The 15,615-nt window shown below is 46.1% G+C and carries 15 protein-coding genes; 12 read left to right on the forward strand and 3 right to left on the reverse strand.

The window, feature by feature from the left end:
* Window positions 1-29: 29 nt before the first annotated feature.
* Entirely contained in the window at window positions 30-527 is a 498-nt protein-coding gene (locus BLS69_RS19960; RefSeq protein ID WP_091035410.1) for a DinB family protein, read from the reverse strand.
* 173 nt (window positions 528-700) lie between these two features.
* Here BLS69_RS19960 and BLS69_RS19965 point away from each other — a divergent pair, with 173 nt between their 5' ends.
* The 7 genes from BLS69_RS19965 (at window position 701) to BLS69_RS19995 (ending at window position 9,972) form a co-directional block, all read left to right on the forward strand.
* Entirely contained in the window at window positions 701-1,858 is a 1,158-nt protein-coding gene (locus tag BLS69_RS19965; protein ID WP_091035412.1) for a response regulator, read from the forward strand.
* A 3-nt stretch (window positions 1,859-1,861) separates the two neighbouring features.
* Window positions 1,862-4,999, forward strand: coding sequence for a hybrid sensor histidine kinase/response regulator (locus BLS69_RS19970; protein ID WP_091035415.1), 3,138 nt, complete (start codon window positions 1,862-1,864; stop codon window positions 4,997-4,999).
* A gap of 168 nt (window positions 5,000-5,167) precedes the next feature.
* Window positions 5,168-6,487 carry a sensor histidine kinase gene (locus tag BLS69_RS19975; protein WP_091035418.1) on the forward strand — a complete coding sequence of 440 codons (1,320 nt, stop codon included), beginning with the start codon at window positions 5,168-5,170 and terminating at the stop codon, window positions 6,485-6,487.
* On the forward strand, window positions 6,459-7,352 hold the full coding sequence (locus tag BLS69_RS19980; RefSeq protein WP_091035421.1) for a response regulator: 894 nt from the start codon (window positions 6,459-6,461) through the stop codon (window positions 7,350-7,352). The genes BLS69_RS19975 and BLS69_RS19980 overlap by 29 nt, the downstream gene beginning before the upstream one ends.
* A 429-nt stretch (window positions 7,353-7,781) precedes the next feature.
* A complete protein-coding gene (locus tag BLS69_RS19985) occupies window positions 7,782-8,579 on the forward strand; it encodes a transporter substrate-binding domain-containing protein (RefSeq protein WP_091035425.1) in 798 nt (265 codons plus the stop codon).
* A 17-nt stretch (window positions 8,580-8,596) separates the two neighbouring features.
* On the forward strand, window positions 8,597-9,253 hold the full coding sequence (locus tag BLS69_RS19990) for an amino acid ABC transporter permease (RefSeq protein ID WP_074092820.1): 657 nt from the start codon (window positions 8,597-8,599) through the stop codon (window positions 9,251-9,253).
* Window positions 9,250-9,972: an amino acid ABC transporter ATP-binding protein gene (locus tag BLS69_RS19995; RefSeq protein ID WP_091035428.1), complete on the forward strand. Its 723-nt coding sequence runs from the start codon at window positions 9,250-9,252 to the stop codon at window positions 9,970-9,972. Before BLS69_RS19990 ends, BLS69_RS19995 begins: the two co-directional genes overlap by 4 nt.
* 91 nt (window positions 9,973-10,063) lie before the next feature.
* On the opposite strand, the gene BLS69_RS20000 is transcribed toward BLS69_RS19995, so the two are convergent.
* Entirely contained in the window at window positions 10,064-10,681 is a 618-nt protein-coding gene (locus BLS69_RS20000; protein WP_091035430.1) for an NUDIX hydrolase, read from the reverse strand.
* A gap of 148 nt (window positions 10,682-10,829) precedes the next feature.
* Between BLS69_RS20000 and BLS69_RS20005 the strand changes: the two genes are divergently transcribed.
* Both BLS69_RS20005 and BLS69_RS20010 read left to right on the forward strand, forming a co-directional pair.
* Window positions 10,830-11,198 (forward strand): DUF4180 domain-containing protein, encoded by a 369-nt coding sequence (locus BLS69_RS20005; RefSeq protein ID WP_091035434.1) that lies wholly within the window; start codon window positions 10,830-10,832, stop codon window positions 11,196-11,198.
* 61 nt (window positions 11,199-11,259) lie between these two features.
* Window positions 11,260-12,387 (forward strand): SGNH/GDSL hydrolase family protein, encoded by a 1,128-nt coding sequence (locus tag BLS69_RS20010; RefSeq protein ID WP_176872886.1) that lies wholly within the window; start codon window positions 11,260-11,262, stop codon window positions 12,385-12,387.
* Window positions 12,388-12,505: 118 nt separating this feature from the next.
* On the opposite strand, the gene BLS69_RS20015 is transcribed toward BLS69_RS20010, so the two are convergent.
* Complete coding sequence (locus tag BLS69_RS20015; RefSeq protein WP_091035437.1) at window positions 12,506-13,072, reverse strand: dihydrofolate reductase family protein; 567 nt, start codon at window positions 13,070-13,072, stop codon at window positions 12,506-12,508.
* Window positions 13,073-13,141: 69 nt separating this feature from the next.
* Here BLS69_RS20015 and BLS69_RS20020 point away from each other — a divergent pair, with 69 nt between their 5' ends.
* The 3 genes from BLS69_RS20020 (at window position 13,142) to BLS69_RS20030 (ending at window position 15,579) form a co-directional block, all read left to right on the forward strand.
* Window positions 13,142-14,050: a helix-turn-helix transcriptional regulator gene (locus tag BLS69_RS20020; protein ID WP_091035439.1), complete on the forward strand. Its 909-nt coding sequence runs from the start codon at window positions 13,142-13,144 to the stop codon at window positions 14,048-14,050.
* Between the two features lie 60 nt (window positions 14,051-14,110).
* Window positions 14,111-15,037: an oxidoreductase gene (locus BLS69_RS20025; RefSeq protein WP_091035442.1), complete on the forward strand. Its 927-nt coding sequence runs from the start codon at window positions 14,111-14,113 to the stop codon at window positions 15,035-15,037.
* 272 nt (window positions 15,038-15,309) lie between these two features.
* Complete coding sequence (locus BLS69_RS20030; RefSeq protein ID WP_091035445.1) at window positions 15,310-15,579, forward strand: CD3324 family protein; 270 nt, start codon at window positions 15,310-15,312, stop codon at window positions 15,577-15,579.
* The last annotated feature ends 36 nt before the right edge of the window (window positions 15,580-15,615 follow it).

A 15,615-nucleotide genomic window follows, 5' to 3' on the forward strand; every position in this document is an offset into this window, starting at 1 on the left:
TCGTTCAATAGATCTGTTGTAAATATGGTTTACGCCGGATATCCGCCACCTGGAGGCGGCCATGCGCCGTAGAAGCGACGCAGCAGAACAATCTCACCCAGATGGTACGAGTTATGGGATGCGATATTGCGCAAAAGTCCTGCTTTAGTTTCACCCGGGAAATAGAGCAGTGGATCATCTAATTGTGCATTTTCGGCAATGGCTACGGCTTGATCAACCCCATCCAAGAATGCCTGAATATCTGCCTTCCACGTGGCTTCGTCCTGTGGACCCTTCTCCTCAGGCCAGCTCTCACTCACGTTAGCAGGGAGCTGTGGTTTGCGTCCTTCCAAGTGATCGAGCATGAATTGCTGCCAATAATGCATGTGCTTCACCAACTGATAAATTGTATATGGCATGGCATCGTGCGTACGAGCAGCAAGTGTGACATCGATATCGGGCAGGGCACGGGCGATGCGGATATGACCGCGTTCCCCGACTAATGATTTGACAAGGGCTTGCCCAAAGCTTTGATTAACATCTGACATATGGTACCTTCCTCTCTTCCAAGACCGGATCTGATAACCTGTCTTCTATTAAGTATTATACAATTAAATTGCTACAAATTGAAAATAGGAAACAAGAACCTAAATACTTAAAATGCCTATGATATAATAGTGAAAATAAATCTCAAGACCTCAGGGTCGAGGAGGAAGCTCCTGTGAAAGTGATATTGGTTGACGACGAACGTCTAGCGTTGATAGGCCTTCAAAAATCACTAGAAAAAGAAGTAAGCGGCATTGAAATTATCGCTACATATATGAATCCAACAGAGGCTGTGGCAGGCATTGTGGAACACCGTCCTGATGTTGTATTTCTGGATATTCATATGCCGGAGATGGATGGTATGGATCTGGGAAGACAGATTCAGGCGGCAACACCGGGCATCGAAATTATATTTGTGACCAGTTACGATCAATATGCGGTGCATGCTTTCGAACTACAGGCTTTGGACTATGTGATGAAGCCCATCCAAAAGGATCGATTGAAGCAGACGGTGAGCCGCGTAAGAGAGAAACTGAGCGTAAAACGGGAGCAGCGGTCAAAGGATACAAACGTACCTTTAATTTGCTGTTTTAATCAGATTCAGTTTAAGCTTCCAGGAAAGGATACCCAGGTTGCCAAATGGCGTACAAGCAAGGCGCAGGAACTGTTTGCATACTTGCTTCACCACCGGAACCAGGTCATCCATCGCAGTGTTCTGCTGGAGCTGCTGTGGCCGGGAATGGAAGAGGAGAAGACGGCACACCAACTCTACACTGCGATTTATCATGTCCGCCAAACCCTGAAAACTTGCAATATGGATATGATCACGATTCAGAGTGGACACCTGGAGGCAGGCTATCGACTCGAATTGGGTGAGGCTCAGTTGGATAGTGAGCAGTGGGAACGGGAAATCAGGCAATGGAAAGCCGTAGACGAAAGTACCGTTCATGCCTATGAGCAAGTGCTTCATCTATATAAGGGTACCTATCTTGGCAATTATGAATACATGTGGGCTGAACCTGAGCGGGAAAGATTACGCTATCTGTGGCTGTATCATATGAGACAACTAAGTCTGTATTACCAGCAGCATGGGCTGGCGGAGAAAGTGATCGAGAGTACACAACGTATCCAGCATATGCTTCCGGATGAAGAAGAAAGTTATTTTATGCTAATGAAGTTATATGATGAAATGCACAACGATCTCGGTGTGGAGGAGCAGTATCGTCTCTTAACCACCAGAATGGAGCAAGATTTGGAGATCCCGATCAGTGAGGACATTACCGAATGGTATCAGGACTGGAAGCTCGGTTTAACCAAAGTCATGAAAAAATAATTAATGAAATTACTTCAAACGAAACGTGTGGACCGTTACAAATATTTGTTCATTATGCTAATCATTTTTGGAGTGTTAATTGGCATGCGCTCGGTATGGTCTGAGCTATTCCACACAGTAGATGAGCATCGCGCCGTTAACGGGGTGCTGGATTTAAGGGGCGTGGATCTGGATCAATCTCCAGTCATGTACTTGAATGGGGAATGGGACCTTTATCCGGATGAGTTGCTGACCCAACAAGATATTGTGAAGAGGAATGGCGGTGCCAAGAGTGTTCAGGTCCCTGGGGACTGGGGGAGTGCACAGAATCAGGAACAAGAGAGTTCGTACGGTTACGGAACATATCGATTGCGCATTTTGACAGATCCGCTTCAGACGCCGGTAACCTTCTGGTTCAAGGGAATCCGAAGTTCATCCGAGGTTGAGATGAATGGAGACGCGGACGGGGGCATGGGTGAGGTCTCCACGGATAGCAGTACATATATACCCAGAAGCACTTCATATACAGCGACCTACGATCAGGAAGGAACAACCTCCATTGAATTATTGGTCCGTGTAGCCAATTACGACAGCCCGTATATGGGCGGAATTAGCAAACCTGTTCGCTTTGGTTCACAGGCAGCTGTTGATTTTTCGCGTTGGTATTCCATTGGTTTTCAGATGCTCACCTTTCTGGTTATGCTCCTCCACGGCATGTATGCCTGTATTCTTTACGCATTTAATCGACAGGAACGTTCCTTGCTGGTTGGAGCCGTATTAACTTTAGCTGTTGGCATCACGGTTACGATGGGTCATGACAATATATTGATGTTATGGCTTCCAATTAATTATACCTGGGGCATTAAAATTCGATTGATCTCATTGTTGCTGCAAAATGCTTGTATCCTTCTGTTATTCCAGAGATTAACGATGGTTCATGTACGAAAGGCATGGCTACAGTGGCATGTTGTCATGACCTTGATCTATACGGCCGTGATTGTGGTGGTGCCCATTCATATTACATATGCCATGATCCATTACAACGTCATTAACCTATTCTTTCTTGTATCCATGATCTGGTTTCTATACATCGTCGGAACGATGATCTTCAGGAAACAGGCGGACCGGGACATTGTGTTTCTGCTACTTACTGCAGGAGGCATTACATCCAACCTGATATGGAGTGTGGCCGAGACAGCTAAAGATGTGACAACAGTCTACTATCCCATTGATATTATCTTTGCGATTACGGGCTTCTCCGCCTATTGGTTCAAGAAATACTTCAGGAATGTCAGGGAGAATATGAAGCTGAATACAGAGCTGCAGAAGGGCGACAAAATTAAAGATCAGTTCTTGGCGAATACATCACATGAACTGCGGACCCCGCTGCACGGGATCATTAACATCGCTCATAACGTCATCACCCGAGAGAAAAACCGGTTGGATGAACGGAGCCTGGAGGATATGGAGTTGCTGATTACGATCGGTCGACGGATGTCACATCTTCTTGGTGATCTACTGGATGTAGTTCGGCTGAAGGAGCACCGCATTGAGTTACGTCAGGGGCCTCTTTCCATACAGTCGGTTGTGCCTGGCGTTATCGCCATGCTGCAGTTCATGGCAGAACGAAAACCAGTCCACCTTCATATGGAGATTCCGGAATCGTTCCCTCAGGTCATGGCTGATGAAGAAAGGCTTGTTCAGATTTTGTATAATCTGCTGCATAACGCGCTTAAACATACAGAGGAAGGAACGATATCCGTAAGTGCCGAAATTCGTGAAGGACATGCTCTGATTCATGTGACGGATACGGGCATTGGCATGGATGAGGATACACGGATGCGTATTTTCCTCCCGTATGAACAAGGGTCATATGGAATCAGTGATGGACAAGGCATCGGGCTTGGACTGAACATCTGCAAAGAGCTCGTAGAACTGCACGGCGGGGCACTTACGGTTCACTCGGAACTCGGAAAGGGCTCGGTATTCAGCTTCAATCTGCCGCTTGCGAATGAAACTACCCATCAGGCTCAGTCACAACTTCCCCTGATATGGGAACAGGCCGCGGAGATGATGGAAGATGCACCTAGCGGATTCCTGTTACCCCGCTCAGGTATGGGGGACGCGGAAGCCTTGGCGACAGCAGAGATGGCTCCGTTGTTAAAAGAGGGGAGAGCTACCATTCTGGCTGTGGATGATGATCCGGTTAATCTGGATGTGCTGGTCAGCATCCTTTCTACTGAACCATATGATATAACTACAGCAGGTTCGGGTCAGGAAGCGATGGAATTGCTCGGCACACGTCAGTGGGATCTGCTCATTACAGATGTGATGATGCCCAATATGTCCGGATACGAGTTAACCCTGAAGGTGAGGGAACAATTCTCGATGTCTGAGCTTCCTGTGCTGCTGTTGACGGCACGAAGTCAGCCGCCAGATATCTACACGGGGTTTGCATCGGGGGCCAATGATTATGTCACGAAGCCTGTAGATGCGGTGGAACTGAAATATCGGATACGTGCATTGACCATGCTAAATCAGTCTATCCAAGAGCGCCTGCGCATGGAGGCCGCTTATTTGCAGGCTCAGATTCAGCCTCATTTCCTGTTCAATACCCTGAATTCACTTATGGTTTTAAGTGATATTGATACAGAGCATATGCGGAAGCTTGGTGAAGCTTTTTCATCTTATTTACGGATCAGCTTCAACTATCTCAATACAGGGGAACTGGTGAAATTATCATACGAGCTGGAACTCGTGGAAGCTTATCTTTTTATTGAAAAAACACGATTTGAAGATCGATTGTCGGTGGTATTAAACGTAGAGCCAGACCTTCCGTTGCTTCTCCCGCCGTTATCAATTCAGCCTTTGATTGAAAATGCCGTCAGACACGGTCTATTAAGCCGAAATGTGGGTGGGACAGTATGTCTGTCCATCACTCGCCATGAGGGTTATACCCGTATTGAAGTGAAGGATAATGGCAAAGGGATGGAACCGGAGAAGGTTGCAGAGCTGTTACATGCTACGCCAGGTGGAAAAGGCGGAATAGGTATTGTGAATACGAACCGCAGATTGTTGCAACGGTATGGTCAGGGATTATCAATCGTAAGTGAGCCGGGTGAGGGCACGATGGTATCATTTGATATTCCGGACGAGATATAAGGAAAAGGCCGCAGAAGTGAAGACTTCCGGCCTTTTTGTGTTGATTGCATGTTCATTCCCTAATTTTAATTATTTCTAATGCATCTATCATATGTTAGTATATTTAACATTAGAAGCGCGGGTTCCGGCATTGCGCGCTAAACGTTGTTATAGTGGGTGAAAAGATCGATGCGCAATTGGGTCAAAAATGAGAATGTACAGATGACGGCCATTGCCTTTGCCACTGCGGTAGGGGCGCAATTCAAGATAAATCCGTTCCGGGAAGATTACTTCCGAATCGGGCTGGGGGTTAGCATCCTTTTATTTCTGCTGATGATCATGCCACACTTGTCTTATGTGAAGACAGGAATCCTGACAGGCATCACAAGTTTCCTGTTTCAGTCGGCAGATCTCATCAATCATGTACAGACCGTGTCCATTCTGGAAAGCATGCGGGACAACCTGGGGGCAGGCGTATATTATGTGGTCTTTGCCTATGGGCTTAGCAAGTTCAAGCATCGATTCCATGAGATGCAGCCTCTTCTGCTCGGCGGGTTAATCACATGTATCGATTTCTCCTCTAATCTTGTTGAGCTTCTTCTTCGCGGAATGTTAAGCGGGACCAATATCTTTTATATGAAGGAATGGTTGTATCTGCTTGTGGTAGGCGGTCTGCGAAGTTACTTTGTGATTGGGCTCTATAACAGCTTTGCGGTGAGGCAGATGCGGCTTTTACATGCAGAACAGGAGAAGCGGATGGAGCAGATGCTGAGTGTGAACTCGGGTCTGTATGGCGAGGTTTTTTACCTCAAGAAAGCGATGAATACGATCGAAGGCATTACGGCAGACAGCTATGATCTATATCGCGATCTCCGAGAGCACGACATGAATCAATACAGTCAGCGCACGCTGGGCATCGCTCAGCAGATTCATGAAGTGAAGAAGGATTCACAACGCATTCTCGCGGGTCTGCTGAAGCTGTATGATAACGAAAAAGCGGTTAACATGAGCTTATCCGAAGTGCTGAACTTTGCCAGTAAAGCAAACCGAAAATATAGTGAGATGCTGCATAAGCAGGTCGAGATCGACATCGAGCAACAGTATGATTGTGAGTCCCCGTACTACATTCCTCTTCTAACGGTAATGAACAACCTGATTGCCAATGCGGTAGAGGCGATTGAGCATGAAGGGACGGTCCGAATTCGTGTGTATGAGCAGGAAGATGACGTGCATTTGGTCGTGATGGATACTGGGAAAGGTATACCTGAAGCCAAACGGGATGTGATCTTCGAACCGGGCTATACAACGAAATTCAATGAAGTTGGCATTGCTGCAACAGGCATTGGCCTGTCTCATGTACGTGATATCGTTCAGTCATTGGCGGGACAGATTAAGGTTGAATCTGCGCCTCCGGGAGCTAGAGGGACTACATTTGCTATAGCGATTCCCAAAATGAATCTAATCAAGGGGGGCGATGTCGATGACACTTTCTATCATGATCGTGGATGATGATGTGGTAAGCCGGAGTATGCTGCATGATATCATCGAATCCTGTGGAATCGGCGAGCTTGCAGGCATGGCAGAGGGCGGTATAGAAGGGGCACGCATGATCATGGATCTGCGTCCCGATGTGGTGCTGATTGATCTGCTGATGCCGGATCAGGACGGGATTGAGACGGTAGCGAAGCTGAAGCGGGGCGGTTATACCGGGAAATTCATCATGATCTCTCAGGTGGAGAACAAGGAGATGGTAGGGGCGGCCTACCAGACCGGCATTGAATTCTTCATTCATAAACCGATTAATCGGGTGGAAGTGGAGCATGTGCTCAGCAAAGTGAATGAACAGTGGAAGTATGAACGTTACGTGCTGGAGATCAAGCAGTCGATGGCTCGATTGAATCTGGTGGAAGCGCCGGCCCCTGCCCAAGGTCGGACGGTGCGAGATGCGGCAAGAAGCATTCTGATGGATCTGGGGATCATCGGAGAAAGTGGTAGCAAGGACATCATTGCGCTCATGGAGTATGCGATTGACCAGAAGCAGGTCGCGGAGTGGCCGCCACTGAAGGAGTCGTATGAAGCGGTGGCCCAGACGTACAAGTCTACGCCCAAAGACGTGGAGAAAGAGTGCAAGGCGATGGAACAACGTATTCGCAGAACGGTGATTGCCGCACTGACAAACATGGCCTCGATTGGACTCACCGATTATAGCAACCACAAGTTTGAACATTATGCTCCCCTCTACTTTGACTTCCAGGATGTTCGAATGAAGATGAGAGCGATGGAAGAAGATCAGGCAGGCGACAAAGGCAAGGTTAATATCAAAAAGTTCCTGCATGTGTTCTATATGGAGACGATTGAAAAGATGAATAATTGAGATAGTGTATCTCTTATCCAAAAGCCGAATTCCCGGAAGTAACACTTCACGGATGTTCGGTTTTTTTGTTTTTAATGCTTTTTATTGTTATATAACCTTACATATAATATTGGAAACAGATCTTTCAATAGCGTTTTTCACGCTTTTATCTACTTGAAAACAACACATGTGAATTTAATTATCATAAATTGTGATTATTTTATGTAGGATCATGTAAGTTGGCGTAGGGAGCGAACTACAATACGTACATGAATAAGCATTTTGCATAAATCCGGTGAGCGTCTTTCAATCAGAAAGATATAGATCGAAATGATTCTATTCGTCTATATCTTATACCCGGAAGCGAGTTTGATTCGAATTATGCAAAATGCTGAAATACAAACGGTCGATTCGGTCGATCCCAATCTAATTCGGAAAAGGGGTTTTTCTATGAAAAAGGTAGCATCCATTGTAATGGCGTCCGTTCTTGCTCTAACACTCAGTGCCTGCGGTGCAGCGAAATCGGGTGAAGAGAATAGCGCCCAGTCGGCAAGTGGTTCAGCTGTTGAGAAATACACATTTGGTACCGATGCAACGTATCCCCCTTTTGAGTTCCAGAAGGACGGAAAATATGTAGGGATCGATATTGACCTCATGAACGCGATTGCGGAAGAAGAGGGCTTTGAGGTAGAGATCAAACCGATGGACTTCAAAGGCATCATTCCGGCTATTACGGCGAATCAGTTGGACGGAGCCATTGCAGGCATTAGCATTACGGACGAACGTAAAAAAGTCGTGGATTTCTCGGACCCGTATTATCAGGCCGGTCTGTCCCTAATCGTACATGAAGATAACGCGGACATCCAAAGTCCTGAAGATTTAAAAGGAAAAATTATTGCGATTAAAAAAGGAACCTCAGGTGCCAATCTTGCAGATGAATATGCAAAAACCTATGGGGCAACCGTGAAATATTTTGATGACAGCCCATCGATGTATCAGGAAGTCGCGAACAAAAACGCAGATGCTACGCTGGAGGATTTCCCCGTCATCTCCTATAAGATTGCCATCGACCCGAACGCCAAACTCAAAATCGTTGGAGACCGATTGAACGGTGACTTCTATGGTATTGCTGTTGCCAAAGGTGATACGGAATTGCAGAAGAAGATCAATGATGGACTGAAGAAATTGCAGGAAAACGGAAAGTACGACGAGATTGTTGGAAAATATCTGGGAACAACGGCTAAATAGAAGGGAATGTGGTACGGATGGACTCCTCCTTGCAAGTCATAATAGACGCACTGCCTCTTCTGCTCGAGGGTACAGTCGTTACGTTAAAACTAGTCGTGATCTCACTCATCATTGCGATGGTGATCGGATTGATCTCAGGTCTGATGAGTACTTCTTTGAATCGATTGTTGCGGCTGGTAGCTACACTTTACGTGGATATCATCCGTGGTACACCCCTTCTGGTGCAGGTATATTTCATCTACTTCGGGCTGCCTGTGTTCCTGGATATGCGCATTCCGGCGATGACCGCAGGGATTATTGCGATAAGTCTGAATGCCGGAGCCTACATCTCGGAGATCTTCCGGGCAGGGATTAATTCCATTAGCAACGGGCAGCATGAGGCGGCGCGATCCCTGGGATTAACGCGTTTCCAGACGATGAGGCTGGTCGTGTTACCCCAAGCAACCCGGCGCATGATTCCTACCTTTGTGAACCAGTTCATTATTACAATTAAGGATACATCGTTGCTGTCTGCAATTGGTATCGCAGAATTAACGCAGAGCGGGGAGATTATTATTTCCTCCAACTTCCGGGCATTCGAAATCTGGGGTGTGGTGGGCATATTCTATCTGATCATTATTGTGCTATTGTCCCGGGCTTCCCGGTTCATTGAAAGGAGGTATGCGATCCGATGATTACCGTACAGAATCTAAAAAAGCAGTTTGGTGCCAATGAGGTGCTGAAGGACATCTCCACAACGATTCAGGAGAAAGAAGTTGTATGCGTCATCGGGCCTTCCGGGTCTGGTAAAAGTACGTTTTTGCGCTGTCTCAATCTGCTGGAGGGTGTGACGTCTGGCAAGGTAACGATTGGTGGTGTTGAGGTCACTTCACCCAAGACGGATATCGATCAGTTACGAACCAATGTGGGCATGGTGTTTCAACAGTTCAACCTCTTCCCACATCTGACCGTGCTGGAGAATATTATGCTCGCGCCGAAGCATATCAAGAAACTGAGTAAGGCTGAGAATGAGAAAAAATCAATGGAACTGCTCGGCAAGGTTGGGCTGTCTCAGAAGAGGGATGCTTATCCCGAGCAGTTGTCGGGTGGACAACAACAGCGTGTGGCCATTGCGCGTGCACTTGCCATGAACCCAAGTGTGATGCTGTTCGATGAACCTACATCTGCACTGGATCCGGAGATGGTTGGAGAAGTGCTGCAAGTCATGAAAGACCTCGCTCATGAGGGGATTACGATGATTGTTGTTACACACGAGATGGGCTTTGCCCGTGAGGTGGCGGATCGGGTGATCTTTATGGATGGCGGATATATTGTAGAAGAAGGCACGCCAGAAGAGCTCTTTCAGAATACCCAGCATGAGCGGACCAAGGCGTTTCTGGGTAAGGTTTTATAGTCTTTCGAAAAGATAACCCCTTATGGCAGGCCGTGCACTAAAGACATCAGGTATGATGGACTTAGGTCGGGAAGCTGAAGGGGTTATTATTTTAATCCAGAATGACTTCTTTATCTGGTTGTTCAAGAAATTCGAACATGATTTTAATTTGTTCCAGCGTATTTCTTTCCAATGATAATTCAGGTAAAGCGTCGATAGCAAAAAAATCAACTGCGCTGGTTTCTACACCTGTTTCCGCATGCCCTCCCACAATGTCACAGCGGATAAACATCTTATATACGTGATAAGGCTCAGGTGGGTGTCCATGGAATTTTTTGTCCAATACTGCTAACAACCGCATCGGCACAACATCAAAACCGGATTCTTCTTTGATTTCTTTCACAGCTACTTCTGATGGTGATAGGCCGATGTCACTCCATCCCCCTGGTAATGCCCATGCCCCATCTATCTTCTCTCGAACCAAAAGTACTTTGTTTTTCCTGAAAACAACACCACGAATATCGACTTTAGGCGTCGCGTATCCTGAATCACTTGCAAATGTAAGTGATATTTTCTCTTTGTTAACAGAAGTATAGTTGCTTAAGATATCAATACTAATGCGTCTCAATTCCTCGTATCGCTCGATATCATAAACATCCTTGGCATAGGTTAAACCTGTTTGTGAGATAGCTTGAATCTGTTTTGCCCATTCTAGCCACTTTGTGTCCATGGACTCCTCTTTTCTTCGCAAGTCACGAGATTTAGTTTAGTTAGGAAATAACCCCATTATATCATATGAATTACAGTCTATAATTATTGCTTTTTATTATAGAATTGCGAGATATTATAAAGAAACGATGTTCAAAGGAGAAAGTGATATGATCATAACTATTGATCAACAGGGCAATTCCAAGGTCGCCATTATTGAAAGTAATGGCATCGTCATCAACAATGCTCAAGATGCACTGGATTTGATGGCTTCGGTAAGGTATACCGATGATGCTGACAAGCTCATTATCGACAAAACGAACATCACCGAAGAGTTCTTCGAACTGAAAACCAAGCTTGCAGGCGAGATTTTGCAGAAATACGTGAACTATCATGTTAAGCTTGCTATTGTGGGAGATTTCGAAGGACATACCAGCAAGAGCCTGAGAGATTTCATCTATGAGTGCAACAATGGCAAGCATTTTTTCTTTTTGAAAAACAAAGAGGAAGCGCTTCAAAAGTTGCATAATATCAGTTAAGTGCATATCCGAAGCATGTAGAGAGCCTGCTTATAATCTGAGTCAAACGTAGGAGGTTTGCATGGTGATAGCTAATGAGAGTTTAAAGGTAACTGCTCTGCCCGATGTTCATAATCTCAAAGTGCATGGCAGAACAACTGGAGAGCTGGCGCCGTTGACGTTATTTTGGACGGGAAGTGCAGTTGAACTTAATGTACAGGGCTCCGAACTATGGGTTGAGTTGGAGTCGCAGTATGACATGTATGAGTCATGGATCAGCATTCTGATCAACGGTGTTCCGGTGAGTAGACAGATGTTAGTGGCGGGAAGATACTGGGTCTGTGTATTTCGGGGTATGAACGCGGATGTGGTGAAGAATGTTCGGATCGTTAAGGATGTTCAAGCGATGAGTGGTGACCCGGGTTGTTCCTTGCAGATTCATGCGGTGAAATCCGATGGAGCGTTCCTGCCTGTGCGGGAAAAACCGTACAAAATCGAGTTCATCGGTGACAGCATTACATCTGGCGAAGGTGCGATTGGGGCAAAAGCGGAAGAAGATTGGATTCCGATGTGGTTTAGTGCCATACATAATTATACGTATATGACAGCAGAGGCATTGAATGCAGAATACCGGGTCATCTCGCAAAGTGGCTGGGGTGTGCTGACAAGTTGGGATAACAACCCGAAGGGGAACATCTCCGATTATTACGAGCAGGTCTGTGGCCTGCTTGCCGGAGAACGTAACAAAGCGCTCGGAGCAGGAGAAATGCATGATTTTGGTTCGTGGCAACCGGATGTGGTGGTTGTGAACCTGGGCAGCAATGATGGGGGTGCATTTCAGTCACCTGAGTGGAAAGATCCCGACACTGGCAAGGTGTACAAGCAGCGGATGAACGAGGACGGAACGTATCATGAAGAGGATCTGGCCGCTTTTGAGAAAGCGGTGGAACAGTACCTGTTCAAACTTCGGAAAAACAATCCGGCGGCACATCTCGTATGGGCTTATGGCATGCTTGGTTTTCCCATGATGCCCGCCATCTACCGCGCGGTTGATGCGTATACGAAGGGGACAGGCGACCACAAGGTCTCAATCATCCAGCTTCCTGATACAACCGAAGAGACGGTAGGGGCGCGCACCCATCCAGGCGAGTTATCTCACCGTAGGACGGCAGAGGTGTTAGCGGAATATGTACGAGGAATGATAGGATAGCTTGAAATATGGAAAAGGAAAGACCACTCCTTCATGAAATGTACCTCAATGGTTAGATGGTGTCTAACTTTATGAGGTCCCTTCTTCATAAGAATGGTCTTTTTCCTTTTCTACTTATCTAGACATTCGAAGGTGTGTCCGCTGTGCCGCTGTTCTGTACCTCATAACGAATCGAAATGATCTGTCCCAGCGTCTGGGTCCGGACCATTTTGAATTGACTGGGCACAGTGCCTGTCGGGAATAAGGGGATGCCTTCACCAAGAATTTTGGGAATGATGGCAACTTCAATCTCATCCAGCATTTTTTTTGCTAACACAGCTTCAACCAGTATTCCGCCACCCACAATCCACACATCTCCATCAGAAGTCTGCTTTAATCGGGGAATGAGCGTATCTACCGTCTCGGTTGTAAACTGTACATGCGGAGCGGGAGGCTGTTCCGAGCGAGAAAGCACATATGTTGGCCGATCCGCATAGGGGAAATCTTCGGAAAGTGTGAGCACCTCTTCATACGTATAACGTCCCATAACAACGCTACCAATCGTTTGATAAAATGCAGCATACCCGTTGTCTCCACCATCACCCTCCACATCAAATAACCAATCGACCGAACCGTCCAGTCTTGCGATATATCCATCCAAACTCATAGCAATGTACAAAATTGTTTTGTTATCAGACATGTTCATCGCTCCCTTCCAAAATGTATGATACACTTTAACTATGACAAAAGTTGACGTAGTTAGGATGTTGAATTCATGAATCATCGGAAACTGGCGATCATGCGCCTGATGGATTCCAGACAGAAGTTTACAGCCCGGGAACTGGCAGAACGGTTTGACGTATCGGTTCGTACGATCCAGCGTGACCTGGATGCATTGCAGGCGCTTGGTTTTCCTTTGTACACAGAAGTTGGCGTGAACGGCGGATACCGGGTGTTGCCCAATCGGATTTTGCCACCTCTCCAACTCACACAACAGGAGGCATTAGGGCTGTTTATGATGCTGGAATATCTACAGCAAGTCCCGGATTTTCCATATGGATCAATGCGTGGACATCTGGCTGAACAGTATTTCTCTACTTTGCCTGAGGATGTACAGGATCTGATCATGCGAATGAGAGAGCATATCACCTTTGTCCAGCACCCCGGTGGGCATGCCGAGCTTTTAACAACCGAGATATTGGGTGCAGCGGTAGAAAAGAGAGAAATCGAATTTATGTATCATGCCCGCAGTGGTCGTAAAAAAGCCCAAGTCTTTCCCTATGGCATCTACTATGAGCAGGGACATTGGTACATGCCAGCTCGAAATAAGGACCGCGTATTATTGTATCGGGTGGATCGCATACAGCAGTTGGCTGTTATGGAATCCGTAGATGAATCTATTCCGAGTCTGAAGACATGGCTTGATACCAAAGAAGACAGAGCAAGCGTAGAAGTGGTACTGCAATTCACGGAATTTGGAGCAAGGATTGCCGCTTCAGATGTGCTGTTCAAGTCGGTTGAAGGCAATGAGTGGCGCGGACTGGTTCCGCCGGAGGAGTTCTCTTTTACAGCGCGAAAGTTACTCTCCTATGGGCCGGAAGTGAAGGTGGTGTCTCCGCTCGAACTGCAACAGCAGGTTAGAGGGATGCTGGAACGGAGTTTAAGTCAGTATGGTGGGGGATAAAAGCTTTCAAACGCTGGATATTAGGGTATCAAGGAAGAGATAAGAAAGGTGTGTAGACAAATGAGCGAAGTTTGGACTAAAGACATCATCCCGACTGTATCCGATAAAGTAGTGATTGTGACAGGTTCGAACGGCGGGTTAGGGTATGAAACGGCATTAGCGTTAGCTGAAAAAGGCGCAAAAGTTATCCTTGCAGTTCGTAATCTGGAAAAAGGTGAAAAGGCAGCTAATAAAATAAAGTCGTCTGTGCATGTAGCTGGAGAGGTAATCGTTATGCAGCTCGACCTTAGCGATTTAGCTAGTATCCGTGAGTTCGCAGCCGCTTTTCTTGAGCAATACGATTCTTTGTCCATTCTCGTTAATAATGCAGGAATTATGAACCCTCCATTCCAGTTGACGAAAGATGGCTTTGAATTACAGTTTGGTAGTAATCATCTAGGCCATTTTGCGCTTACGGGTCTACTATTGCCTCGATTGATCTCTACTCCGAAATCGAGAGTAGTCACTGTAAGTAGTATGGCAGCTCATAATGGTGTAATTGATTTTAATAATTTAGATGGCTCCAAAGGATATAATCCCATGAAGTTCTACAGTCAAAGCAAGCTAGCCAATCTGATGTTTGCAAGAGAGCTGCAGAATAAATTTAATTCCGCCCATATTGATTCCATGAGTATCGCCGCTCATCCAGGGATTTCGCATACCAATCTATTTTCCTTCGGTTCGGGGAAACAGACCAATATATTCATGCGCAGTCTTTTGAAAATCATTAGTCAACCGGCACATATGGGGGCATTACCTACCTTATATGCTGCAGCAGATCCGACGATCACGGGAGGGGAGTATATTGCTCCCAGTGGTATGGGCGGCACTAAGGGCTATCCCAAGAGCGCTAAGATCATCGAAAAATTATATGATGCTAACATTTCAAACAAGCTATGGAGCGTTTCAGAAGAATTAACTGGGGTTTATTACAAATTTGACGACTAGATTTTTCCATTAAAAATAGTTATCCTTATTATGGTATGGACAGTTAAAAGTTCTTTTAGCACGAATAAGATTTACTGATTGGGGGGCTACCATGATTCGATTCATAAGAAGTTTCACGATCCGCTCTATGCAGAGTCCATGTGATGAACAACGGCGGTTGTTTGTATAGAGCGTGAAATCCATTTCCGCCATATCACTATAGTGCATATCCGATGTGTTCGTCGTACGACTCTGCTACCTTAAAGATTTTAACTTTTAAGGAGTGGAGCAACGTGAAATATATTAATGCAGACACGATCTTCCCGGAAGAATTGATCAGAGAAATACAGCGTCATATCCCCGGTGGATTGATCTATATTCCGAGGCCCAAGGATGCCCATAAAAAGTGGGGAGAGAACTCGGGTGGCAGAAGGATTGTCCAGGAGCGGAACGACGAGATTCGCCAGCTTTTTGCTGCTGGAACAACTATCGATCAGCTTGCGGACCATTACTGTTTATCCATCGATAGCATCAAGAAAATTGTGTATTGCAAAAAGGCATGAAACTATAGAAGCCATGTTCGAACAATCGGATGTGGC

The sequence above is a fragment of the Paenibacillus sp. CF095 genome, from assembly GCF_900101225.1.
In the GTDB taxonomy this organism is placed as follows: domain Bacteria; phylum Bacillota; class Bacilli; order Paenibacillales; family Paenibacillaceae; genus Paenibacillus.